19 protein-coding genes and 1 pseudogene are annotated in these 24468 nt (G+C 65.3%); 9 read left to right on the forward strand and 11 right to left on the reverse strand.

Annotated features, from left to right (window positions below; all coding sequences use genetic code 11):
• The first annotated feature begins 82 nt into the window (after positions 1–82).
• The 6 genes and pseudogenes from ACVW1B_RS12170 (at position 83) to ACVW1B_RS12195 (ending at position 9911) form a co-directional block, all read left to right on the forward strand.
• Positions 83–1390, forward strand: coding sequence for an MdtA/MuxA family multidrug efflux RND transporter periplasmic adaptor subunit (locus tag ACVW1B_RS12170; protein WP_256558727.1), 1308 nt, complete (start codon positions 83–85; stop codon positions 1388–1390).
• The gene (locus ACVW1B_RS12175; protein ID WP_253608829.1) at positions 1387–4494 is read left to right on the forward strand and encodes an MdtB/MuxB family multidrug efflux RND transporter permease subunit; all 3108 of its coding nucleotides are present in this window, start codon (positions 1387–1389) and stop codon (positions 4492–4494) included. The genes ACVW1B_RS12170 and ACVW1B_RS12175 overlap by 4 nt, the downstream gene beginning before the upstream one ends.
• 3 nt (positions 4495–4497) lie before the next feature.
• Positions 4498–7783: pseudogene (locus ACVW1B_RS12180) on the forward strand (efflux RND transporter permease subunit).
• Positions 7784–7819: 36 nt separating this feature from the next.
• Positions 7820–9256, forward strand: coding sequence for an efflux transporter outer membrane subunit (locus ACVW1B_RS12185; protein ID WP_456823025.1), 1437 nt, complete (start codon positions 7820–7822; stop codon positions 9254–9256).
• 8 nt (positions 9257–9264) lie between these two features.
• Positions 9265–9573 (forward strand): hypothetical protein, encoded by a 309-nt coding sequence (locus tag ACVW1B_RS12190; RefSeq protein ID WP_253608826.1) that lies wholly within the window; start codon positions 9265–9267, stop codon positions 9571–9573.
• An 11-nt stretch (positions 9574–9584) separates the two neighbouring features.
• Positions 9585–9911, forward strand: coding sequence for a BA14K family protein (locus ACVW1B_RS12195; protein ID WP_253608825.1), 327 nt, complete (start codon positions 9585–9587; stop codon positions 9909–9911).
• A 25-nt stretch (positions 9912–9936) separates the two neighbouring features.
• Here ACVW1B_RS12195 and ACVW1B_RS12200 read toward each other — a convergent pair whose 3' ends face one another.
• The 8 genes from ACVW1B_RS12200 to ACVW1B_RS12235 all read right to left on the reverse strand — a co-directional run bounded on the left by ACVW1B_RS12200 (position 9937) and on the right by ACVW1B_RS12235 (position 17501).
• Complete coding sequence (locus tag ACVW1B_RS12200) at positions 9937–10551, reverse strand: hypothetical protein (protein ID WP_253608824.1); 615 nt, start codon at positions 10549–10551, stop codon at positions 9937–9939.
• Positions 10552–10787: 236 nt separating this feature from the next.
• A complete protein-coding gene (locus ACVW1B_RS12205; protein ID WP_253608823.1) occupies positions 10788–11879 on the reverse strand; it encodes a sensor histidine kinase in 1092 nt (363 codons plus the stop codon).
• Complete coding sequence (locus ACVW1B_RS12210) at positions 11876–12316, reverse strand: response regulator (RefSeq protein WP_092084305.1); 441 nt, start codon at positions 12314–12316, stop codon at positions 11876–11878. Before ACVW1B_RS12210 ends, ACVW1B_RS12205 begins: the two co-directional genes overlap by 4 nt.
• Positions 12313–13842: a sensor histidine kinase gene (locus ACVW1B_RS12215; protein ID WP_253608822.1), complete on the reverse strand. Its 1530-nt coding sequence runs from the start codon at positions 13840–13842 to the stop codon at positions 12313–12315. The genes ACVW1B_RS12210 and ACVW1B_RS12215 overlap by 4 nt, the downstream gene beginning before the upstream one ends.
• Positions 13843–13941: 99 nt before the next feature.
• Complete coding sequence (gene accC, locus ACVW1B_RS12220) at positions 13942–15300, reverse strand: acetyl-CoA carboxylase biotin carboxylase subunit (RefSeq protein WP_028344933.1); 1359 nt, start codon at positions 15298–15300, stop codon at positions 13942–13944.
• 24 nt (positions 15301–15324) lie between these two features.
• Positions 15325–15822, reverse strand: coding sequence for an acetyl-CoA carboxylase biotin carboxyl carrier protein (accB, locus tag ACVW1B_RS12225; protein WP_253608821.1), 498 nt, complete (start codon positions 15820–15822; stop codon positions 15325–15327).
• A 52-nt stretch (positions 15823–15874) separates the two neighbouring features.
• Positions 15875–16348, reverse strand: coding sequence for a type II 3-dehydroquinate dehydratase (gene aroQ / locus ACVW1B_RS12230; protein WP_253608820.1), 474 nt, complete (start codon positions 16346–16348; stop codon positions 15875–15877).
• Between the two features lie 334 nt (positions 16349–16682).
• Entirely contained in the window at positions 16683–17501 is an 819-nt protein-coding gene (locus tag ACVW1B_RS12235) for a DUF1236 domain-containing protein (protein WP_057019995.1), read from the reverse strand.
• A gap of 110 nt (positions 17502–17611) precedes the next feature.
• On the opposite strand from ACVW1B_RS12235, the gene ACVW1B_RS12240 reads away from it, so the two are divergent.
• Complete coding sequence (locus tag ACVW1B_RS12240) at positions 17612–17875, forward strand: hypothetical protein (protein ID WP_253641399.1); 264 nt, start codon at positions 17612–17614, stop codon at positions 17873–17875.
• An 18-nt stretch (positions 17876–17893) separates the two neighbouring features.
• On the opposite strand, the gene ACVW1B_RS12245 is transcribed toward ACVW1B_RS12240, so the two are convergent.
• Together ACVW1B_RS12245 and ACVW1B_RS12250 are read right to left on the reverse strand one after the other, a co-directional pair.
• Positions 17894–18661: a DsbA family protein gene (locus tag ACVW1B_RS12245; protein WP_016840097.1), complete on the reverse strand. Its 768-nt coding sequence runs from the start codon at positions 18659–18661 to the stop codon at positions 17894–17896.
• 87 nt (positions 18662–18748) lie between these two features.
• Positions 18749–20155, reverse strand: a complete 1407-nt coding sequence (locus ACVW1B_RS12250) for a M48 family metalloprotease (protein ID WP_057019998.1) — start codon at positions 20153–20155, stop codon at positions 18749–18751.
• A 227-nt stretch (positions 20156–20382) separates the two neighbouring features.
• On the opposite strand from ACVW1B_RS12250, the gene ACVW1B_RS12255 reads away from it, so the two are divergent.
• Together ACVW1B_RS12255 and ACVW1B_RS12260 are read left to right on the forward strand one after the other, a co-directional pair.
• Complete coding sequence (locus ACVW1B_RS12255) at positions 20383–21570, forward strand: pyridoxal phosphate-dependent aminotransferase (RefSeq protein ID WP_253608817.1); 1188 nt, start codon at positions 20383–20385, stop codon at positions 21568–21570.
• Positions 21571–21789: 219 nt separating this feature from the next.
• Positions 21790–23124, forward strand: a complete 1335-nt coding sequence (locus tag ACVW1B_RS12260; protein ID WP_057020000.1) for a dicarboxylate/amino acid:cation symporter — start codon at positions 21790–21792, stop codon at positions 23122–23124.
• A gap of 10 nt (positions 23125–23134) precedes the next feature.
• Here ACVW1B_RS12260 and ACVW1B_RS12265 read toward each other — a convergent pair whose 3' ends face one another.
• Positions 23135–24367, reverse strand: a complete 1233-nt coding sequence (locus ACVW1B_RS12265) for an NAD(P)/FAD-dependent oxidoreductase (RefSeq protein WP_456792178.1) — start codon at positions 24365–24367, stop codon at positions 23135–23137.
• Positions 24368–24468 lie beyond the last annotated feature (101 nt).

Genomic DNA, 24468 nt, shown 5'->3' on the forward strand with positions numbered 1-24468 from the left:
GCTTCGTCGGATGTGGCGCGCGCGGAGTTCAGGGGACACATAGAGCCGCGCGAGCTCATTCGTGTTTCTTCGTGGGCAGGTTATGGACCAGCAGATCAAAGACCCGTCGATTGTGGCGCCCGAGCGAACCAGGCGAGGATCGCGTTGGCGGGGGTTTCTGACGGGATGTCTCGTGCTGGCGGTGCTGGCCGGCATCGTCTGGTGGACGCGGCAGCAGGCCGCGCCGCCGCAGGCCGGTGGCGGGCGCAACGCCGGGCCGATGTCGATCGTACCGGAGACGATCGGCAAGGGCGATATCGGCGTCAGCCTGAATGCGCTCGGCACCGTGACGTCGCTCGCGACCGTGACGATCAGGAGCCAGATCAGCGGCTATCTGATGAAGATCGATTTCAAGGAGGGCGATGAGGTCAAGAAGGGCGACCTGATCGCCGAGATCGATTCGCGCCCCTACGAGGCGACGCTGGCGCAGGCCAAGGGCCAGCTCGCCCGCGACGAGGCGCAGCTGAAGGGCGCCCAGGTCGATCTCACCCGCTACCAGAACCTCGCCGCGCAGAACGCCGTGCCGCATCAGACGCTCGACACCCAGGTCGCGCTGGTCGCGCAGTACCAGGGCACGGTGGAGGCCGATCGCGCCTCGGTGAAGTCGGCCGAGGTGAATTTGCAATATTGTCACATCGTGTCGCCGATCAACGGGCGCGTCGGACTGCGCCAGGTCGATCTCGGCAACTATGTGACGCCCGGCGATACCAACGGCCTCGTCGTGATCACGCAGCTCGAGCCGATCAGCGTGCTGTTCACGCTGCCGGAGGACAATCTGCAGGCGGTCTCGAAGCGGTTGAGGGAGGGCGCGGTGCTGCCGACGGCGGCTTATGACCGCAGCGGCGCCAACAAGCTCGCCGAGGGATCGTTGCAGACCTTCGACAGCCAGATCGATGCGACCACCGGCACCATCAAGCTGCGGGCGCAGTTCGAGAACGACAAGCGCACGCTGTTTCCGAACCAGTTCGTCAACGTCCGCCTGCTGCTCGATACCCACAAGGATGCGACGACGATGTCGACCGCCGGCATCCAGCGCGGTGTCCCCGGCACCTTCGTCTATCTCGTCAACGCCGATAGCACGGTCTCGGTGCGGCCGGTCAAGCTCGGCGTCACCGACGGCGACCGGGTCGAGGTGCTGTCCGGGCTCGCGGCCGGCGATCGCATCGTGATCGACGGCGCCGACAAGCTGCGCGAGGGCGCGAAGGTGGTCGTGCGCTCCGCTGCCGATGCCGCGAACCCTGCCGCTGCGGCCAAGGGGGCGGCGAAGGGAGATAGCAAGGGAGATAGTAAGGACGGCGCTGATCCCGGAGGCGGCCACCACAAGCGGTCCGAGGACGGGCAGAAGAAATGAACCCGTCGCGGCCATTCATCCTGCGGCCGGTAGCGACGACCCTGATGATGATCGCCATCATGCTGTCGGGCATGCTGGCGTTCAGATTTCTCCCGGTCGCGGCGCTGCCGGAGGTCGACTATCCGACCATCCAGGTGCAGACCTTCTATCCGGGCGCGAGCCCCGACGTGATGACCTCGTCGGTGACGGCGCCGCTCGAGGTGCAGTTCGGCCAGATGCCGAACCTGACCCAGATGAGCTCGGTGAGCTCGGCGGGCTCGTCCGTGATCACGCTGCAATTCGGCCTGTCGATCTCGCTCGACGTCGCCGAGCAGGAGGTGCAGGCCGCGATCAATGCCGCGGGCAATCTGTTGCCGTCGGACCTGCCGGCGCCGCCGATCTACGCCAAGGTCAATCCGGCCGATGCGCCGATCCTGACCCTCGGCCTGACCTCGAAGACCATGCCGCTGACCCAGGTACAGGATTTCGTCGACACGCGGCTGGCGCAGAAGATCTCGCAGCTGCCGGGCGTCGGCCTCGTCAGCATCAGCGGCGGCCAGCGGCCCGCGGTGCGCATCCAGGCTGATATCCGCAAGCTCGCGGCCTATGGCCTCAACATCGACGATCTCCGCACCACGCTCGGCAACGCCAACGTCAACACGCCGAAGGGCAACTTCGACGGCGCGATGCGCGCCTACACCATCAATGCCAACGACCAGATCCGCAATGCCAGCGACTACCGCTCGCTGATCATCGCCTACAAGAACGGCTCGCCGGTCCGCCTCAGCGATGTCGGCAACGTCGTCGACGGCGCGCAGAACGACAAGCTCGGCGCCTGGATGAACGAGACGCCGGCGATCATCCTCAACATCCAGCGCCAACCCGGCGCCAACGTCATCTCGGTGGTGCAGGGCATCAAGGACCTGCTGCCGCAGCTGCAGGCCACGCTGCCGGCCGCGATCGACCTCAATATCCTGACCGACCGCACCGTCACGATCCGGGCCTCGGTGCGCGACGTCGAATATGAGCTGTCGCTCGCCGTGATCCTGGTCGTGCTTGTGATCTTCGTGTTCCTGCGCTCGACCCGCGCCACGCTGATCCCGAGCCTGTCGGTGCCGCTATCGCTGGTCGGCACGCTGGGCGCGATGTATCTGTTCGGCTTCAGCCTGAACAATCTGTCGCTGATGGCGCTGACGATCGCGACCGGCTTCGTGGTCGACGACGCCATCGTCGTGATCGAGAACATCTCGCGCTACATCGAGGAGGGCGAGTCGCCGCTCGAGGCGGCGCTGCGAGGGTCGGAGCAGATCGGCTTCACCATCATCTCGCTGACGGTATCGCTGATCGCGGTCCTGATCCCGCTGCTGTTCATGGGCGACGTCGTCGGCCGCCTGTTCCGCGAATTCGCCATCACGCTGTCGGTCACGATCCTGATCTCGGCCGTGGTGTCGCTGACCCTGGTGCCGATGGCCTGCGCCAAGCTACTGAAGCCGGAGGCCATGGCGCGGGAAAACACCTTCCAGCGGCTCAGCCGCGAAGGCTTCGAGGCCGTCATTGCGATCTACGCCCGGATGCTCAATTGGGTGCTGGATCGCCAGACCTTCGTGCTGCTGATCGCGCTCGCCACCTTTGGTCTGACGGCGCTGCTCTACGTCGTTATCCCCAAGGGCTTCTTTCCGGTGCAGGACACCGGCGTGATCCAGGCGATCTCCGAGGCGCCGCAATCGGTGTCCTATGCGGCGATGGCCGAGCGGCAGCAGCGGCTCGCCAGCGCGATCCTGAAGGATCCGGACGTGCAGAGCCTGTCGTCGTTCATCGGCGTCGACGGCACCAACACCACGCTGAACAGCGGCCGCATCCTGATCAATCTGAAGCCGCATGAGCAGCGCAAGGCCAATGTCTCGACGATCATGGACCGGATCAAGGCGAGCACGGCGGCGCTGACCGGCATCACGCTCTACATGCAGCCGGTCCAGGACCTCACCATCGAAGGCACGGTGAGCCGGACGCAGTACCAGTTCATCCTGCAGGATGCCGATCCGAACGAGCTTGCGGAATGGACGCCGAAGCTGGTCGACAAGCTCCGGGAATTGCCCCAGCTCAGCGATGTCACGAGCGATATTTCGGCGCAGGGGCTTTCGGTGTTCGTCGACATCGACCGCGACCAGGCGGCGCGGTTCGGCATCACGCCGGCGACGATCGACAACGCACTGTACGATTCCTACGGCCAGCGCATCGTCTCGACCGTCTTCACCAATTCGAACCAGTACCGCGTGATCCTCGAGGCCGATCCGTCGCTGCAGACTTCGCTGGACTCTCTGTCGTCGATCTACCTGCCGTCATCGGTGGGCTCGACGCCGGTGCCGCTGTCGGTGATGGCCAAGATGCGGGTGGAGACCGCGCCGCTGCAGATCTCGCATCTCGGCCAGTTCCCGTCGGCGACCGTCTCGTTCAACCTGGCGCCCGGCGCCTCGCTCGGCGGGGCGGTGACGGCGATCAAGCAGGCGCAGGCCGACATCAACCAGCCGCTCGGCATGATCACGAGCTTCCAGGGCGCGGCGCTGGCGTTCCAGTCCTCGCTGTCCAACCAGCTGTTCCTGATCCTCGCCGCGATCATCACGGTCTATATCGTGCTCGGCGTGCTCTATGAGAGCTTCATCCATCCTTTAACCATCCTCTCGACGCTGCCCTCGGCCGGGATCGGCGCGCTGCTGGCGCTGATGATGGCCGGACAGGATCTCACGATCATCGCGATCATCGGCATCATCCTCCTGATCGGCATCGTGAAGAAGAACGCGATCATGATGATCGACTTCGCGCTCGATGCCGAGCGCAACGAGGGCAAGCCGCCGCGGGAGGCGATCTATCAGGCCTGCCTGCTGCGGTTCCGGCCGATCATCATGACGACGATGGCAGCTGTGCTCGGCGCGCTGCCGCTGATGCTCGGCAGCGGCGCGGGGTCCGAGCTGCGGAATCCGCTCGGCATTTCGATCGTCGGCGGCCTCCTGGTGAGCCAGCTGCTGACCCTGTTCACGACACCGGTGATCTACCTCTGGTTCGATCGCCTCGCGCTGCGATTTGCCGGGCGGGCGGACGAGATCGGCGAGGCGAGCGGGTCGCGTTGAGCCATGGATCCGTCAACGCCCTTCATCCGTAGGCCGGTGGCAACGACGCTGTTGACGTTCGGGCTTGCGGCGGCCGGCATTGTCGCGTTCTTCAAGCTGCCGGTGTCGCCGCTGCCGCAGGTGGATTTCCCGACCATCTCGGTGCAGGCGACGCTGCCCGGCGCCAGCCCGCAGGATGTCGCGACCACGGTCGCAAGTCCGCTCGAGCGACATCTCGGCCAGATCGCCGACGTCACCGAGATGACGTCGTCGAGCTCGGTGGGCGCGACCCGCATCACGCTGCAGTTCGGGCTGAACCGCGACATCAACGGCGCGGCGCGCGACGTGCAGGCCGCGATCAATGCGGCGCGGGCCGACCTGCCGACCAGCCTGCGCAGCAATCCGACCTACCGCAAGGTCAACCCGGCCGACGCGCCGATCCTGATCCTGACGCTGACGTCGGATACGCTGACGCGCGGCGATCTCTACGACGCCGCCTCCACGGTGCTGGCGCAGAAGCTGTCGCAGGTCGAGGGCATCGGCGAGGTGGTGGTCGGCGGCAGCTCGCTGCCGGCCGTGCGCGTCGATCTGATCCCGCAGGCACTCTACAAATACGGCATCGGGCTGGAAGACGTCCGCGCGGCGCTGTCGAGCGCCAACGCCCACAGCCCCAAGGGGGGCATCGACGTCGGCGACCAGCGCTACCAGGTCTACGCCAACGACCAGGCCAACAAGGCCGACGACTACAAATCGCTGATCGTGGCCTACCGTAATGGCGCACCGGTTCATCTCTCCGACGTCGGCGAGGTAGCCGACGGCGTCGAGAATTTGCGCAATGCCGGGCTCGCCAACGGCAAGCCGGCGGTGCTGATCATCCTCTACCGGCAGCCGAACGCCAACATCATCAGTACCGTCGACCTCGTGAAGGGGGTGATGCCGCAGCTGCAGGCGTCAGTCTCGCCGGCGATCGATATAGGCTTTGCGGTCGACCGTTCGACCACCATCCGCACCTCGCTCCGGGACGTCGAACGAACCCTCGTTCTGGCGGTGCTGCTGGTCATCATCGTGGTGTTCGCGTTCCTGCGCAATGCGCGGGCCACCTTCATTCCGGTGGTGGCGGTCTCGGTGTCGCTGGTTGCGACCTTCGGGGCGATGTACCTGTTCGGATACAGCCTCGACAATCTCTCCCTGATGGCGCTGACGGTCGCGACCGGATTCGTGGTCGACGACGCCATCGTGGTACTGGAGAACGTCACCCGTTACATCGAGGACGGTCTGAGCCCGCTCGAGGCGGCGCTGAAGGGCGCCAACGAGGTCGGCTTCACCGTGCTGTCGATGAGCATCTCGCTGATCGCGGTGTTCATCCCGATCCTGCTGATGGCCGGCATCGTCGGGCGGTTGTTCCGCGAGTTCGCGATGGTGATCTCGATCTCGATCCTGATCTCGCTCGCGGTCTCGCTGGCGACCACGCCGATGATGTGCGCCGTGCTGCTCAAGCCGGACACCGGCGGCCATGGCCGGCTCTATTGGGCGAGCGAGCGCTTCTTCGAGGCGATGCTAAATTTCTACCGCAGAACGCTGACCGCGGCGTTGGTGCATCCGCTGTCGGTGATGCTGATCCTGGCGGCGGTGTTCGGCCTCAACTTCTATCTCTACGACGTGATCCCGAAGGGCTTCTTCCCGCAGCAGGACACCGGCCGGCTGGTCGGCTCGATCCAGGCTGACCAGAGCGTGTCGTTCCAGCTGATGCAGCAGAAGCTCGCGCGGTTCGTCGGCATCATCAAGCGCGATCCGGCGGTTGAGACGGCGGTCGGCTTCACCGGCGGCGGGCAGACCAATTCCGGCTTCGTGTTCGTCTCGCTTCGTCCGCTTGATGAGCGCAAGATCGGCGCCGACGGCGTGATCGCGCGGCTGCGCCGCGAGATGTCGGTGGTGCCGGGCGCGAGCCTGTTCCTGCAGGCGGTGCAGGACATCCGGGTCGGGGGCAGGGCCTCGAACGCGCAGTATCAGTACACGCTGCAGGGATCGACGCTGGAGGAGCTCAATGAATGGACGCCGAAGATCGCGGCGGCCCTGCAGCGCGATCCTGATCTCGCCGACGTCAACAGCGACCAGCAGAACAAGGGCCTGGAATCCGATCTCGTGATCGACCGCGACGCCGCGGCCCGGCTCGGCATCACGGTGAGCCAGATCGACAACACCCTCTACGACGCCTTCGGCCAGCGGCAGGTGTCGACGATCTATGTCGCGCGCAACCAGTATCACGTCATCATGGAGGTCGCGCCGCGCTACTGGCAGAACCCGGAGACGCTGAAGGACGTCTATATCAGCACGTCCGGCGGATCGGTCGGCGGCTCGCAATCGACCAACGCGGTGGCAGGCACGGTCGTCGCCCCAGGCAACTCCAGCGCGGCCAGTGCAGCCAACGCCCAGGCCGCGCGCAACCAGGCCACCAACTCGATCGGTTCGACCGGGAAGGGCGTTGCCTCGACCGGATCGGCCGTCTCCACCAGCAGCGAGACCATGATCCCGCTGTCGGAAGTTGCAGCATTCAAGCAGGGCGCGACGCCGCTTGCGGTCAATCACCAGGGTCTGTTGGTCGCCAACACCATCTCGTTCAACCTGCCGCCGAACGTGTCGCTGAGCACGGCGGTCGGCAGCATCGAGGCGACCATGAACCGGATTGGGGTCCCGGCCACGATCCGCGGCACCTTCCAGGGTACCGCCAAGGCGTTCCAGGACTCGCTGAGCAACCAGCCGTTCCTGATCCTGGCCGCGCTGGTGGCGATCTACATCGTGCTGGGCGTGCTCTACGAGAGCTACATCCATCCGCTGACCATCTTGTCCACATTGCCCTCGGCGGGTGTGGGCGCCTTGCTGGCGCTGATGGCATTCAAGACCGAGTTCAGTATCATGGCGCTGATCGGCGTCATCCTGCTGATCGGCATTGTGAAGAAGAACGCCATCATGATGATCGACCTTTGCGCTGGAGGCGGAACGCAGGCGCGGGCTGGAGCCGCTCGAGGCGATCCGGGAGGCCTGCCTGCTGCGCTTCCGCCCCATCATGATGACGACGATGGCCGCGCTGCTCGGGGCGGTGCCGCTGGCGATCGGCATGGGCGACGGCGGCGAGCTGCGGCAGCCGCTCGGCATCGCCATCGTCGGTGGCCTGATCCTGAGCCAGGTCCTCACGCTCTACACGACGCCGGTTATCTACCTCTATCTCGACCGGTTCCGCCTGTGGGCCCAGCGCGCGCGCCGTGGCGGCGCGATGCGGACGCCGGGCTCCTCACTTCAACCGGGCGAGTAAATGCCGACAGGTACAGCGTTGCGAAATCTTCAGTTGATGCGCAAGCCGATCCGGTTTCTGCGCGTGGCGGCGTTCGGCGGCCTCAGCCTCGGTCTGTCCGGCTGTATTCCCGGGGCGGAGAAGCCGGAGCTCAGCCTCGAAGTGCCGGCGAGCTACAAGACTGCGGCCAAAGGCGATGCCGACGCGGCTGTTCCGGCGCTTGCCTGGTGGCGCGGCTTCCGCTCGCCCGAACTGACCGGGCTGATGGAGTCCGCGCAGCTCTACAATCTCGACATCGCGGTGGCGATCGCCCAGATCGTGCAGGCCGACGCCCAGGTCGGCGTGTCCGGCGCCGCGCTGCTGCCGTCCATCTCCGGATCGGCGAACGCCGAGCGTCAGCGTGTGGCAACGGGATCCAGTTCGTCGTTCGGCACCAGCGGCACTTTCTCGCAGTACAGCCTGGGGCTGAGCGCAAGCTACATCGTCGATTTCTGGGGCAAGAACCGCGCGACGCTGTCGGCCTCGGAGGAGAGCGCGACCGTCGCGCGCTACAATCGCGAGGTGGTCGCGCTGACCACGATGGCGACGGTCGCCAATACCTATTTCCAGCTGCTGGCGGCGCAGGACCAGATCAAGGTCACCCGCCGCAACCTCGCGGCGGCCGAGCGCATCCTTGCGCTGATCAAGTCGCAATTTGCGGGCGGCACCGCTTCGCAGCTGGATCTGTCGCAGCAGGAGGCGCTGGTCGCCACGCAGCGCGCGGCGATCCCGCCGCTCGAGGTAACGGTCGGGCAGAACACCGCGGCGCTCGCCGTGCTCGTGGCGCGCGCGCCGGCCGATTTCAAGGTGCGCGGCGGGTCCACCACGCAGATCGCGGTGCCGCGCGTCACGCCGGGACTGCCGTCGGAATTGCTCTACCAGCGGCCTGACGTCCGCGAGGCCGAGGCGCAGCTGGCGTCGTCCAATTTCAGCGTCGACGCGGCGCGCGCGGCATTCTTTCCGCAGATCCAGCTGACCGGCACTACCGGCTTCCAGAGCGCGGCGCTCGCCGCGCTGTTCGCGCCCGGCGCCTGGTACTACACGCTCGCCGCCGGGCTAACCCAGCCGCTGTTCGACGGCTTCCTGCTGGAGAGCCAGCTCAAGCTCGCCAAGGGGCAGCAGCTGCAAAACCTGCAGGCCTATCGCAAGGCGGTGCTGTCGGCCTTCGCCGATGTCGAGAAGGCGCTGATCGCGTTGCAGAAGTACACATTGCAGGAGCGCCTGCAGTCCGACGTCGTCGCCGCCTCGCGCAAGGCGTTCGAGGTCGCCGAGACGCAGCTGCGCGGCGGCACGGTCAACCTGATCACGGTGCTGCAGGCGCAGCAGACGCTGTTCACGGCAGAAAACAATCTGGTTACGGTCCGGCTCAACAAGCTGCTGGCGGCGAGCAGCCTGTTCCAGGCGCTCGGCGGCGGCTGGACGCCCGCCGGTACGCTGGCGGCGGCAGTGCCATGAGGTCAGCCATGCAGCGTTTCGCGACACTCCTCGTTGCCCTCGTCATCGGGCTCGGCGTATCGACCGGCGCGTCCCGCGCGCAGCAACGTCCACCCAACAGCGTTCCGCTCGCCTTCGGCATGAGCGCCGACCAGGCCAGCCGGTCGCTCGGCGTTCCCCTGAATTATGTGCGCGGCACGCCGGGCAATGAATTGTTCGTCGCGCTGCCCAATGTCAGGGGCAGCGTGCTGTCGAGGCGCAGCGACGGGCTCTATCTGCAATTCGGCAAGGGACGCCTGATCGCCTGGAAGGGCGACTGGGGCACCCTTCCGCAATGAGGGTTCTGGCCATGATCGCCATGAGAGGATTGATCGCCTGCGCCGCCATCGCGCTCAGCGTAGCCGCGGCATCGGCCCAGCAGCGGCCGCTGCGCTACGGCAGCACCGGCGGCGCGTATTTCGACGGCAGGGACGACGACCGGGATTTTCGCAGCAACGGCTATTTCCCCGGCAATTTCGCGGCCGATCCCTTCAGCGCGGGGTTCGGTGCGGCCGGCCTGTTCGGCTCGACGCCGTGGCATTCCGCGCGACCCTATCCGTCGCAGGTTGTGTTTGGCGCGCCGTGCCAGGACTGCCGTCCGCACCGCGCACGCCGGCACCGCGGCAGGCACGAGTGAGGCGCTTCGCAAAGGCTTGATGCCTCTAGGCCTTGCGCAAGAGCTCGTCGATGATGCGCAGCTTCATCCAGCCGGCCTTGTCGATGATTTCGTTGCGCAAGGTGTCCTTTTCCATCTCGTATTGTTCGTGCGAGATATCCCGGCCGCCGGTCGCGGTGATCCCGAACGTCTCGAGCAGGGCGTTGTGCCGCGCCTTCCACGCGATCACATGCTCGGTCATGACTTGCGTCACGGATGGAAGGAAGCCGGGATGGCCTGCGAGACCGCATGACGCCGTGGTCTGCGGGTCTTCTGCCAGCATGATCACGTTCCACTCGTCGTAGCCGATCAGCCCCATCTGCGCGTAGAGAAACGCGCCTTGCGGTCCATCCCAGATTTTCTGGTCGATGACCAGGAACGGCACCGCGTGGCAGTGGCCGTGCCGCGCCGTCATGTCGCGGTTGAAGGTCTCGGTACGGTCCTGCAATCGCTTGCTGGCCGCAGCGAACACGGCAAGGCGATTGTCTGCCGTCGGTACGATGCTGGCTTCGCCATCAGGCGCGAAGCCTGCATCGCGCAGCATCGACCCGATCAGCGGGTGATCCCACTGCTGCTTGTGAAAAGCCGGCGTCGCGCCCTCGGCGCCCGACGCCGGACGCACGGTCTCCTTGAGCTCGCCCGAGTTTGTCTCTTGGGTCGTCTCTTGCTTCTTTCCAAAAACTGGCCTGCGCCCGAACATCGCGTGCCGCTCCTGCCAAGCAGTCGGCACAAGCATCGCAAAGGACGCCCAGAACTTTCTTAAACGGTCAGGCCTGGCGGGCAGCGATCGATCAACAGCATGACGCAGTCGTTAAAACGAACCGGACAAATCAATCGAATTTGCTGAAATTGGCGGCATTAGCTGGCGGCGGCGCTTGTCGATTTGTCGAGCGCCGGGCTGACGCGGGCGAACCGCACCACGAAGCGGGTGCCCTTGTGGCCGGGGTCGCGCTCGACGCTGGCATCGAGCTTGGCTGCCATCGCGCTGACGATCCGCTGGCCCATGCCGGTGCCGCGCGGATCGGCCTTATCGGAAAAGCCGACCCCGTCGTCGCTGATCGCGAGCTGCAGATCGTCGCCTTGCGGCTTCAGCTCGACATGGATCGGGCCGGCGCCGTCGGGATAGGCGTACTTCACGGCGTTCATCACCAGCTCGTTGACGATGATGCCGATCGCGACTGCGCGGTCGGGATCAATCTCGATCGGGTCGGCCTTCAAGGTCAGCCGCGACATCTTGTTGCCTTCGGCCGATCGCCGGAGATCCTCGAGCAGTGCCTCGAGATACTGGTTGAGCATCACCGTCTTGAAGTCGTGCGAGGTGTAGAGGCGGCGGTGCACCTGTGCGACGGCCGCGACGCGCCCCATCGCGTTGGTGAGCGCCGCCTTCACATCCTGCTGGGTCGAGGAGTTGGCCTGCAGATGCAGCAACGAGGCGATGATCTGCAGCGAATTGCCGACGCGATGGTTGACCTCGCGGAGCAGAACCTCACGCTCTGCGGCGAGCGCGGCATAGCGGTCGCGCGAGGCGTGCACCTCGGCCTCGGCCTCGTCGCGCGCCTTCTGGAGCGCGGCCTGCCGGATCGCGCCGTTCACCGCGACCTGGAGCAGGGGGATGAACTCGCCCCTGACGTCCTTGACCAGATAGTCCGCCGCGCCGGCCTTCAGTGCGGTGACGGCGATCGCCGAATCCTGCGACGCGGTGACGAACACCACCGGCGGAGCGTCCGGTATCTTGAGGATCTGCTCCAGCGTCTCCAGCCCGTCGAGGCCGGGCATGTACTGATCGAGCGCGACGACGTCGATGCCGCCCTGGGCGAGCCGATCGAGGCCTTCCTGGCCGCTTGCGGCGTGCACGACCTTATAACCCGCGCGCGTTAGCCCGCGTTCGACGAGGCGCGCCAGCGCCGCGTCGTCGTCGATGTAGAGCAGTGTCGGCGTTGCGCTGGTCATACGGAAGCCGGCGGCACCTGAATCACGGAAAAGAACAGGCCAAGCTGACGAATGGCGTTGGCGAAGCTTTCGTAGTTCACCGGCTTGGTGATGTAGACGTTGCAACCCAGCTCGTAGCAACGCTTGATCTCCTGGGAGTCGTCGGTCGTGGTCAGCACGACCACCGGCGTCGACTTGAGATATTTGTTCTCCTTGACCCGCCTCAGAATATCGATGCCGGTCATATCGGGCAGATTGAGATCGAGCAGGATCAGCAGGGCCTGGCCCTTGCGCTCGACGGCGCTGCCATCCTTGCCGAACAGGTAGTTGACCGCCTCTGTACCGTTGGTGAACGGGATGATCTCATTGTTGACACCCGAGCGCCGGATATTCCGCTCAATCAGGCGGGCATGGCCCTCGTCGTCCTCGATCATGATGATGGTGACTGGATCACTCATGTCACTTTGTCCCGGTTCTTGCCTGACCAATTGATAGGCAGCGTAATCGTGAAGGTGCTGCCGTTGTGAAGTTCCGATGCTACCGACATGGTGCCGCCCAGTCTGCGCACAAGTGCGCGGACATGGGCAAGCCCGATGCCCTGACCGGGCTTGTCCTGGGTTCCGGCGCGGCGGAACAAATCGAAGATGCGCTGGTGGTCCTTGGGATCGATGCCGCGGCCGTTGTCGGTGACCTCGAAGATCGCGAAGCCGAGCTTGGTGCGGCCCTCGATCGAAATCTCGCCGGGAACGCCGTTCCTGAGGTACTTGAGGGCGTTGTCGATCAGATTGGAGAAGATCTGCTCCAGCGCGAGGCGGTCGCTGACGATATTTGGCAGCGCGCCGACCTCGACGGTCGCGTTGGCCTCGACGGCCTGGTGAGCCATCGTCTTGACGATGCCGTCGATCAGCTCGCGCAGATCGATGCGTTCGGGCTTGAACTCGCGGCGGCCCTCGCGGGTGAGATTGAGGATCGCACTGATCAGGCGATCCATCTTGGCGATCGACGATTTGATGAAGCCGAGCGATTCATTGAAGTCGTCGGATAGCTGCTTGTCGGAGCCTTCGAGCTCTGGCTCGGCCACATCGGTCGCGTCTTCCGGCATCGCCGGCGCTAGCGAGGCGGCGCGATTGAGCGTGGCGATCCGCTTGAAGATGTCGCCGCGCAGTTCCTCGAGCTCGCTGGTGAAGCCCATGATGTTGACCAGCGGCGAGCGCAGATCGTGGCTGACGATATAGGCGAAGCGCTGGATTTCCTCGTTGGCCTCGCGCAGGTCGGAGGTGCGCTCGTCGACGATGGTTTCGAGATTGACGTTGCTGTCGCGCAACCTGGCCTCGGCCTCGTCGCGTGCCCGCGACGATCGCCGCAGCAGCACCACCGAGAGGGCGGCGAGCGCCAGCACCATGCAGGAGCCGGCGATCGTGACGGAGGAGGCCAGCACCTGGGTCTTGTCCGCCGTCGCGGTGCGCAATGCCAGCAGACGATCCTCCTCGGTGCGGATGTCGCGGGCGATCCGGGCGATCGCCTCGACCGCATCGGTCGATGTGGTCTTGCGCAGGACGTCGACGCTGGTCGCCGTGTCGTTGTTCTTGACGCGCTCGATGCTGAGCGCGAACTCGGCCAGCCGTTGCTCGACGGCGGCCTTGAGCTTCGCGGCATTGGCGACCTGCGCCGGATTATCCACGGTCATCATCTGGAGATGGTTGAGCGCGGCCGGGACTCCCGCTGCCGCGGACTGGTACTCGGACAGGTATTGTGGTGCTGATGTCAGCAGATATGCCCTGGTCGCGCTTTCGGCGCGCCTGACGTCGAGCAGCAGGTTGGCAATCTGGCTGTCGGTCTCGACGGTGTGAATCACCCAGGCGTTGTCCTCGCGCGCCTTGTTGACCAGCAGGACGGACGCCACGCTGACCGCGACCAGCACGAAAAATCCCGCCGACAGCAGGAGGATCTGTAACGTCGATCGGCGTCGTGAAACGACCGTCACGACGATCTCGCTATGGGAGTGGGATTCAACGCGTCCCCGTGGAAAGCCAATAACCCTATAGTACGTCTGAGGAAGGGCTGGGTTCCACGGAGTTCCGAACTATTTTGCGGCGTCGGACGGCTGACCGGCGAGGTACTGCTCCAGCCAGTGAATGTGGTAGTCGCCCTCGATGATGTCGGGCTCGCGCACCAGCGCGCGGAACAGCGGCAGCGTCGTCTCGATCCCGTCGACCACCATCTCGTCCAGCGCCCGGCGCAGCCGCATCAGGCATTCGCCGCGGGTCTTGCCGTGCACGATCAGCTTGCCGACCAGCGAGTCGTAATAGGGCGGGATCACATAGCCCTGATAGACGGCGGAATCGATCCGCACGCCGAGGCCGCCAGGCGGATGGAATTGCGTGATCCGTCCGGGCGAGGGACGGAAGGTCTGCGGGTTCTCCGCATTGATGCGGCACTCGATGGCGTGGCCGATGATCGCGATGTCGTCCTGTTTGGCCGGAAGGTCGCCGCCGGCGGCGATCCGGATCTGCTCCAGCACGAGATCGATATCGGTGATGCTTTCGGTGACGGGATGCTCGACCTGGATGCGCGTGTTCATTTCGATGAAATAGAACTCGCCGTCCTCGTAGAGGAATTCGATGGTGCCGACGCCGAGATATTTCATGTCCCGCATCGCCTTGGCGCAGGTCTCGCCGATCCTGGCGCGCGCCGCCGCCGCGAGCACGGGCGACGGGCCTTCCTCCCAGACCTTCTGGTGACGGCGCTGCAGCGAGCAGTCGCGCTCGCCGAGATGGATTGCGCCGCCGCGGCCGTCGCCGAGAATCTGGATCTCGATGTGGCGCGGCTTCTGCAGATATTTTTCCAGGTAGACCGAGGCGTCGCCGAATGCCGACTTGGCCTCGTTGGCCGCGGTCGAGAGCGCGAGCGCGAGGTCAGCCTCAGTATGGGCGACCTTCATGCCGCGGCCGCCGCCGCCGGCCGCCGCCTTGACCAGCACCGGGAATCCGATGTCTCTGCCGATCGCGAGCGCGTCGGCCTCCGAGGTCACCGCGCCGTCCGAGCCGGGCACCACGGGAATGCCGAGGCGCTTGGCGGTCTTCTTGGCTTCGATCTTGTCGCCCATCAGGCGGATGTGCTCGGCCTTCGGTCCGATGAAGCCCAGATTGTGGTCGGCGAGGATCTCGGCGAAGCGCGCGTTCTCGGACAGGAAGCCGTAGCCGGGATGCACGGCGTCGGCGCCGGTGATCTCGCACGCCGCGAGCAGCGCCGGCACGTTGAGATAGGAATCCTTCGACGGCGGCGGGCCGATGCACACGCTCTCGTCGGCGAGCCGCACATGCATGGCGTCGGCGTCGGCGGTGGAATGCACCGCGACGGTCGAGATGCCGAGCTCCTTGCAGGCGCGCAGCACGCGAAGCGCGATCTCGCCGCGATTGGCTATGAGGATCTTGTCGAACATCGCAGCGCCTGGTGTTGACGGAAGCTATTCAATGATGACGAGCGGCTCGCCGAATTCGACCGGCTGGCCGTCCTCGACGAGAATCTGCGTCACGGTGCCCGCGCGCGGCGACGGGATCTGGTTCATCGTCTTCATGGCCTCGATGATCAGAAGCGTCTGGCCGGCGGAGACCTTGGTGCCGATTTCAATGAACGGCTTGGCGCCCGGCTCGGGCGCCCAATAGGCGGTGCCGACCATCGGCGACGGCACGGCGCCCGGGTGCTTGGCGAGATCGGTCGCAGCCGCAGCCACCGGGACGGCAATGGCGGCCGGTGCGGCAACGCCCGCCACGGAGGCGGCGGGCACCGAGGCCGCGATGCTGATGTTGCGCGCGACGCGGACACGCAGGCCGGCACGCTCGATCTCGATCTCGGTCAGATTGGTTTCCGCAAGCAGCAGCGCGAGTTCGCGAATGAGGGCGCTGTCGTCGCTCTTGGAGTCGTTCTTTTTTGCGGTTGATTTGTCGTCTGGCTGGCGCGCCATGCTCTGTGATCCAAAATCTTTGTCTGGTGACGGGGAACGTCAGGATTGACGATTAAGTCTTTGGCTTGGCGTCGATCTTGACGCCGATCCTGGTGGCGAGGCCGATGATCGCAAGCCGGTAGCCGTCGATGCCGAAGCCGCAAAGTGACGCGAAGGCGGCTTTAGCAGTGAACGAGTGGTGCCGGAAGCTTTCGCGGGCGTGGATGTTGCTGACGTGAACTTCGACCGCGGGGATCTTGACCGCGATCAGCGCGTCATGCAGCGCGATCGAGGTATGAGAGTAGCCACCGGCGTTGATGATGATGCCGACCGCCTTCTTGGCGTGGGCCTCATGGACGAAGTCGATCAGTTCACCCTCGCGGTTGGACTGTCGGCAGTCGGCGCTCAGCCCGAACTGGCGCGCGGTGTCTGCGCACAGCTTCTCGACATCGGCGAGGGTGGCATGGCCGTAGGTCTCCGGCTCGCGCGTCCCCAGCAGATTGAGGTTCGGGCCGTTCAGCACATAGATCGTTCCGGCAGCAGCCATTCCAGAGTTTCCTGCTAAGGGTTCCGGCCAAAGGTTCCGAAGGGGGTCCGACAAGGGGTGGAGTGGGCCGGGTTATAGGTAACAACCGGCCGAAGGGGAAGTCTTTAGGTGAAATCGGAACGTCTTCAACAACTTCCTCCGACCTGTTAGATGACTGTCCTAACCTGCGGAAAATGCTGATTAACCAAATCTTGCGGAAGCGCCTTCGGCGGGCGCTCCGGCCCGCCATCCACTGCGCGATGCGGGGTGCGGCCGAAAGCAAGACCCCGCCCCGAAGGGGCGGGGTCGAGATGAAGGCGAGGGCCCGTTTGGGCGCCCTCGCACCGAGGCCGGTTTAGCCCTCGATGATGTAGACGATCTCATGGGTCTCAGGCTGCACGATCACGTAGCGGCCCTTGACCAGGATGAACTGATAGCCGCGCCACTGCGGGTAGATCGTCACGACCCGCTCCGGCACCGGGTAGAAGTGAACGTCAGCCGGAACGCGGGTGCCGACCGACACGTTAAAGTTGACGTTGGTGGCTTCGGTCACGTGCTCCGACTTGATCGCGGTCGTGATCTGGCTGCGCTTCTCGGCCGGCGGAGCCGCGGTGGCCGACGTTGCCGCGTTACCGGTCGTGGTCTGCGTGCGGCTCGTGTCGTTGGTCTGCGCGCGGTTGGGGTCGGCCGGGCTCTTGGTCTGAGCGTTCTGGTTGGTCGTGGCACCGGCACCGCTCTTGTCGCGGCCCTCGGCGTTCATCTTGCCGCTCTTGTCACGCTCCTCGGCTTTCATGTTGCCGCTCTTGTCGCGACCTTCGGCCTTCATGTCCTTCGAGCCCTCCTTGGAGCCCTTGGTCGCTTCGTTCTCCGAGCTCATGCCCTTCGACTTTTGGGTACTGTCCTGCGCGCCCTTGGTGGCAGTGCCGGACTTGTCGGACTCCGCACCCTTGGTGCTCGACTCACCGGTCGTCGAATGCTCGGAACCCTTCATGCCGCTCTTGTCATGCTGCATGGTGCCCGATGACGCACCACCGGACGGTGCAGACTGCTGCGTGGTCGCACCACCACCGGCCCCGGTTTCCTTGTTGGCGCCGCCGGCGCCCTGTGCGTTCGCGAAACCGGTGCCGGCGATCAAAGCCGCCGCCGCGACCGAAATCAGAAAGCGGTTAGACATCGCAATTCCTCCTCGTTTTTCAGCATTGCCCGCGCCGACAACGGGAGAGCATGTGCGATGTTCCTGTTGATTTGCGGTTCCTTGCGGTTTGTTCTTGAGGTGAATGCGCGATGAACGCGCGAGATGAATGCGCGGCTGCTTCAACCGCAGGCCCAGTCGAACTCCGCGCCCGCATGATCGAGCTGGCCGTTGCCGCCGCCGAAATTGAAGCCGCCGAAATGCTCTTCGATCTCGAGATTAGGTCGCGCTATATTTTCGGCTTCGCGCGACTTGCGTCGTTGGTGACGGCCCTTGGTTGCGACCCGCGCGGAATCGGTTCGGGTGGCGGCAACAAAAAATCCGGCTGCATCGCAGCCGGATTTTGTACGCGATGAGCGCTGTCGGAGCGGCGATCAGCAGGTCGCCTTGCCGCAGCGGGCGATGCCGATCTTTTCCTTGAGGTTGTCGACGCCGACGGCGCCGATCACGACCTGCTTGCCGATCACGTAGCTCGGTGTGCCGTTCATGCCCATGGATTCGGCGAGTCGGAAGTTCTCCTCGATGGTCGCCTTCACCTCGGGGCTCGCCATATCCTTCTCGAGTTTCGCCATGTCGAGACCGACCTCCTTGGCGACCGCCAGCGCACGCGCCTTGTCGGCGGCGCCACGGCCGCCGAGCAGCTTCTGGTGGAAATCGAGATACTTCTTGCCGGTCGGATCCTGCATGCGCACGGCGACCGCGACCTGCGCGGCCTCGACCGAGCCCTGGCTCAGCACCGGGAATTCCTTCAGCACGACCTTCAGCTTCGGATCCGCCTTCATCAAATCGAGCATGTCGGACATCGCGCGCTTGCAGTAGCCACAATTGTAATCGAAGAACTCGACGAAGGTGACGTCGCCGTCCTTGTTGCCGAGCATGACGCCGCGCGGCGAATTGAAGATGGTGTCGGCGTTCTTGGCGACGCTCTGCTCATGCTTCTCGGCTTCGGCGGCGGCCTGCCGCTTGCTCAGCTCGTTCATCGCCTCCTCGAGCACCTCCGGGTGCGCGATCAGATAGTTGCGCACGATGGTCTCGATGTCGCCGCGCTGGGTGTCGGTGAAGCTCTGCGCGGACGCCGGAAGCGGCGCGGCGCAAACGCCGAGCGCGAGCAGGGCAGGGGCAAGAAAACGAAGCGCTGGCATGACAAAATCCTTGTTCGCGGTGGCTCAAAAAAACGGCGGGGCCGTGAGCCGGTTTCGGTGATCGTTGTATGGAACTACGGTTTATTTCTAGTTGTTTTTCTGACCCGGCATGGGCTTGGCGCTCACAATGTCGTCAGCTTTGACCCAGCCGGGCGTGCCGATCGCGAACCGCGTCTTGGCGCGTGACGCAAGATCGCGGGCGGTCTTGGTGTCGCCGCGGAGATAGGCGGCCTGCGCCGAGGCGAGGTCGGCCTGGGCATAGTCGCCCTTGCGGCCATAGGCCATCGCGAGCTGGGTATAGCCGAGCGGCGCCTCGGGCTCGCGCGCCACCGCGGCACGCAGCATGTTGATCGCCTCGTCGGTGTAGGCCTTGTTGTCCGAGGCGACCAGCGCCTGGCCGAGCAGCATCTCGATCAACGGCGAATTGCTGGAGAGCTGCACTGCGCGGCGCAGCGGCGCGATGGCTTCTGCCGGCCGGCCGCCTTCGAGCAGCGCCTGGCCGCGCAATTCATGGAAATAGGGATTGTTGGGCTGCACCTGGATCAAGCCGTCGATCTGCGCGATCGCCGAGCGCAGATCGCCGTGCAGATAGGTCGTGATCGCGCGTGCATAGCGCGCCGGCAGGCTGGTGTTGGACAGCGGATAGCGGCGGTAGACCGTGTCCTGCCGCTCCATGAAGCCCGAGATCTTGGCGCGCATCATGTCGTGGCGCAGCTGCAGCGCCGGATCGTCCTTCTTGTCCCAATAGGGGCTGGAGCGCGCCAGTTCCTGCAGCGCGGAGACGCGATCGACCGGCATCGGATGCGACTGCAGATAAGGGTCAGCCCCGCGCGAGGCGAACAGGCTCTCGTCGGTGAAGCGCTTGAACGTCTCGTACATGCCCTTGGCGGACTGTCCGGTCGCGTTCAGGAACTTGACGCCGGCGCGATCGGCGTTTTCTTCCTGCTGGCGCTGATAGGACAATAGCGTGCGCTGAATGACCGCTTGCGGCGCCGAGATCGCCGCGGCGCCGGCGCTGGAGAGACCGTTGCCGCCGCCGCGGCCGCCCGCACCCGCGGCAAGCGCGCCGACGCCGAGCAGCATCGCGATGATCATCTGGGTCTGGGCTTGCGCCAGCTGCTCGCGCATCTTGGCGAGATGGCCGCCGGCGAGGTGGCCGGTCTCGTGCGCCAGCACGCCGATGATCTGGTTCGGCGTCTCCGATTGCAGCAGCGCGCCGTAATTGACGAAGATGCGCCGGCCGTCGGCGACGAAGGCGTTGAACGAGCCGTCGTTGATGATCACGATCTGGATGTTCTGCTTCTCCAGACCGGCGGCGCGCAGGATCGGCCTTGTGTATTCGCGCAGCAGCTGCTCGGACTCGGTGTCGCGCAGCACCGGCGGGCCTTTTTGCTGGGCTCGCGCAGGGACCACGGGGCCGACCGCGAGCGCAACCGCAGTCATGAGCGCGGTGAGCTTGAAGGTCCTGGTGCGAAGCGCGAGGCGGAACAGCATGGGCGATCTATCGGCGATGACTGGCCGCGCCGGCGCGAGTCCGGGGGCCGGGCCCGACCGGATTTGGCGCGTGGCGCAGTCTGTTGTTTTTGCAGTTCTTCTTCACGCGAACCGGGTATTCACTTGGCCTGAAAGCGTTATAAGGAGCCACCGAATGCGGCCAGTCTGGGGCGGCAGCCGGTAACGGGAACCCGAATTCGGCAGCGGCCGTGCAATAGCAGAAATCCATGCGTGAAGCGACACCGAGAGACCGTGTAGGCAGCCTGTTGACAGCGTCCGGACGGAGCGATGTTCCGCCGTTCATGGTGATGGACGTGATGGCGGCGGCCGCGCGAATCGAGGCCGCCGGCGGCCATGTCATCCATATGGAGGTGGGGCAGCCTGCCGCAGGCGCGCCGAAGCCGGCGATCGCGGCCGCGCAGGCCGCGCTTGCGGACGGGCGGATCGACTACACCTCGGCACTTGGCATTCCCTCGCTGCGCGCACGCATCGCCCGGCACTACAGCGACACGTATGGTTGCGCGGTAGACGCTGAGCGCATCATCGTCACGACCGGCTCGTCGGGTGGATTCATCCTGGCGTTTCTTGCGATGTTCGAGCCGGGCGACCGGGTCGCCGTGACCGTGCCGGGCTATCCGCCGTACCGGCATATCCTGACCGCGCTGGGCTGCGAGCCGGTGCTGATCGAAACCTCCGGCGACACCCGCCATGCCCTGACCGGCGAGGCGCTGCTCGCCGCCCATCGCAAGGCGCCGCTGAAGGGCGTGCTGGTCGGCAGCCCCGCCAACCCGACCGGCACCATGATGTCGCGCGAGGCGCTGTCGACCCTGATGGCGGCCGCCGACAGCGCGGGCATCCGCTTCATCTCCGACGAGATCTATCACGGGCTCGACTATGCGTTTCCTGCGGTGACGGCCGCAGAGCTGTCGCCGAACGCGCTCGTGATCAACTCGTTCTCGAAGTACTTCTGCATGACCGGCTGGCGTGTCGGCTGGATGGTGGTGCCCGACGTGCTGGTGCGGCCGATCGAGCGGCTGCAGCAGAACCTGTCGATCTCGGTGCCGACCCTGTCGCAGATCGCGGCCGAAGCGGCGTTCGAAGGCCGCGAGGAGATGGAGGCGATCAAGCGCGGCTATCAGGAGAACCGCCGCATCCTGATCGAAGGGCTGCCGAAGGCCGGCCTGACCAAATTCCTCCCCGCTGACGGCGCGTTCTATCTCTACGCCGACGTCTCCGACTTCACCTCGGACAGCTTCGCCTTCGCCAGCGAGATGCTCGAGAAGGCGCATGTCGCGGCGACCCCCGGCGTCGATTTCGATCCGATCCACGGCGGCGCCTTCATCCGTTTTTCCTATGCACGCTCGGCCGCGGAGATGCAGGAAGCAGTTGCACGGATCGCGCATTGGCTTAAATAGCCCGCGAACTCCAGGAGCCTTCAAACTCCAAGAGCCATCAAGAGCCTTCCGGCGTTCGCTTTGCCTTTCGGATCGGTTTCGCAGCGCAGTGCCGTGGTTTCGCCGGCACTGTGGCGGGCGGATCATCGCGGATAAGCGGCAGGGCCCACACAGTTCCATTTGACTTGAACCGCCAAGTTGATCTTGGCTGTTTCCGCCATTTCTGAGGGGGAGTGACACATGGCAACGGCAACCGTTGTCACGGCTGCGCCGGCGAGCGCCGGCAGCAAGCCGTGGTATAAAGTTCTCTATGTCCAGGTCCTGATCGCGATCGTGCTCGGCGCATTGGTCGGCTGGTTGTGGCCGGGCCTTGCCACCAACGAGTGGATCAAGGCGCTCGGTGACGGCTTCATCAAGCTGATCAAGATGGTGATCGCGCCGATCATCTTCTGCACCGTGGTATCGGGCATCGCCCATATACAAGATGCCAAGAAGGTCGGCCGCATCGGTGTCAAGGCGCTGGTGTATTTCGAGGTCGTCTCGACCTTCGCGCTGGTGATCGGATTGCTCGTCGGCAATCTGGTCAGGCCTGGCGCCGGCTTCGGCAATGCGGCGGCGAACGCGCAGGCGGTCGCCGGCTATGCCAAGCAGGCGGAGGCGCAGAAGAGCGTCGACTTCGTGCTGCACATCATTCCGGACACAGTGGTCGGCGCATTCGCGCAGGGCGAGATCCTTCAGGTGCTGCTGTTCTCGGTGCTGTTCGGCTTCGCGATCATGGGCCTTGGCGAGCGCGGCCACACCATCCGCTCGTTCATCGACGACGCCGCGCATGCGGTGTTCGGCGTCATCTCGATCGTGATGCGGGCGGCGCCGATCGGCGCATTCGGCGCGATGGCCTTCACCATCGGCAAGTTCGGCACCGGCGCGATCCTCAACCTGATGGGGCTGATCGCGACGTTCTATCTGACCGCCGCGTTGTTCGTGTTCGTGGTGCTCGGCATCATCGCGCGGATCGCCGGGTTCTCGATCTTCAAGTTCCTGGCCTACATCAAGGACGAGCTCCTGATCGTGCTCGGCACCTCGTCCTCCGAGAGCGCGCTGCCATCATTGATGGAGAAGCTCGAACGTCTCGGCTGCTCGAAATCGGTGGTCGGCCTCGTGGTGCCCACGGGCTATTCGTTCAACCTCGACGGCACCAACATCTACATGACGTTGGCGACCCTGTTCATCGCACAGGCGCTGGGCTTCGATCTCACCTTCAGCCAGCAGATCACCATCCTGATCGTGGCGATGCTGACCTCGAAGGGTGCCTCCGGCATCACCGGTGCCGGCTTCATCACGCTGGCGGCGACGCTTGCGGTGGTCGATCCGCGGCTGGTGCCGGGCATGGCGATCGTGCTCGGCATCGACAAGTTCATGAGCGAGTGCCGCGCGCTGACCAATCTGTGCGGCAACGGCGTGGCTTGCGTGATCGTCGCCTGGTGGGAGGGCGAGCTCGACCGCGACAAGCTCAATGCCAATCTCGCCAAACAGGTCGACCCAACCGACATGGAGACCGCGTTGACGACGGACTAGTTCTCCTTAGTTAGAACCGGTCCAGCCGATACGGCGAGGTGTCCACCGCGGATGCCTCGCCGTTCATCGTTTCGGCCAGCACCCGCGCGGTCGCGGGGCCGAGCGTGAAGCCCTGATGGCCGTGGCCGAAATTCACCCACAGCCCGCGATGCCGCGGCACCGGCCCGAGCACCGGCAGCATGTCGGTTGTGCAGGGGCGGGTGCCGAACCACGGTTCGGGCTCGACGCGGCTGCCGATCTCGATCAGCTCGCGCGCCGCCGCTTCGGCGTAGCCGAGCTGGATCGGCGTCGCCGGTGCGTCGGGACTGGTCAGCTCCGCGCCGGTGGTGATGCGGATGCCCTTGGCCATCGGCGCCATCGCGTAGCCATTTGCAGTGTCGACCAGCGGCAGGTCGAGCGAGCGGCCGCCCTGGTAGTGCATGTGGTAGCCGCGCTTGCGTACCAGCGGGATCCGGTAGCCGAACTTGCGCAGCAATTGCGGTGACCACGGGCCGAGCGTGACCACGACGTGGGCGGCATCGATCCGGCCGCCACTGGTGTCGACCGACCAGCCGGACGTCGTCTCCGTCAGCGTCTGGGCGTCGCCGCGCAGCAGCTTGCCGCCGAGGCGCTCGAACAGTCCGGCATAGGCGGAAACAAGCCCGCCGGGGTCCGACACGGTCCAGGGCCCAAGCCAGTGAATGGCGCCGGGCAGGTCGTCGCGCAGCAACGGCTCCGCCTTGGCGAGCTCGCGGCCGTCAAGCACGCGAAACGTCACGCCGAAGTCACGCTGGTTCTCCTCGGCGATCGCAATGGCCTGTTCGAGCGCGGCCGGGTCGCGATGCAGCAGGCGATAGCCGGCGCGGCGGATCAGATTATCGGCATGGGCATCGCGGATCAGCGTGTCATGCTCGGCGGTGGCGTAGGCGATCAGGCGCGCCCAGGCGAGGGTCGCTTCGCGGTGCCGCTCGGGCGTCGAGTTCCACCAATAGCGCAGCAGCGGACCGGCGTGCTGCGGCAGCGACGCCAGGCGATAGCGCACGTCGTTGGTGCGTCCCATCGCGATCCTGGCAAGGACGGCAGGATCGCGCGGCATCGGGTAGGGCCGCACCGCCTCGCTCTGAATGATGCCGGCATTGCCGTAGCTGGTTTCGCGGCCTGGTTCCCTGCGGTCGACGAGCGTCACCGACCAGCCGCGACGCTGCAGATGCAGCGCCGTGCTGACGCCCACCATGCCGCCGCCAAGAACGATCGCGCTTTGCATTGGGATCCGTCTCCGTCAGGCTCCGTTACGCCGGCGTCTGACGAACGGATTGCCTGTTCAACAAAAACGCCCGGCGTGAACCGGGCGTTTTGACTTGCAGG

This window comes from Bradyrhizobium sp. USDA 4502 (genome assembly GCF_054063355.1).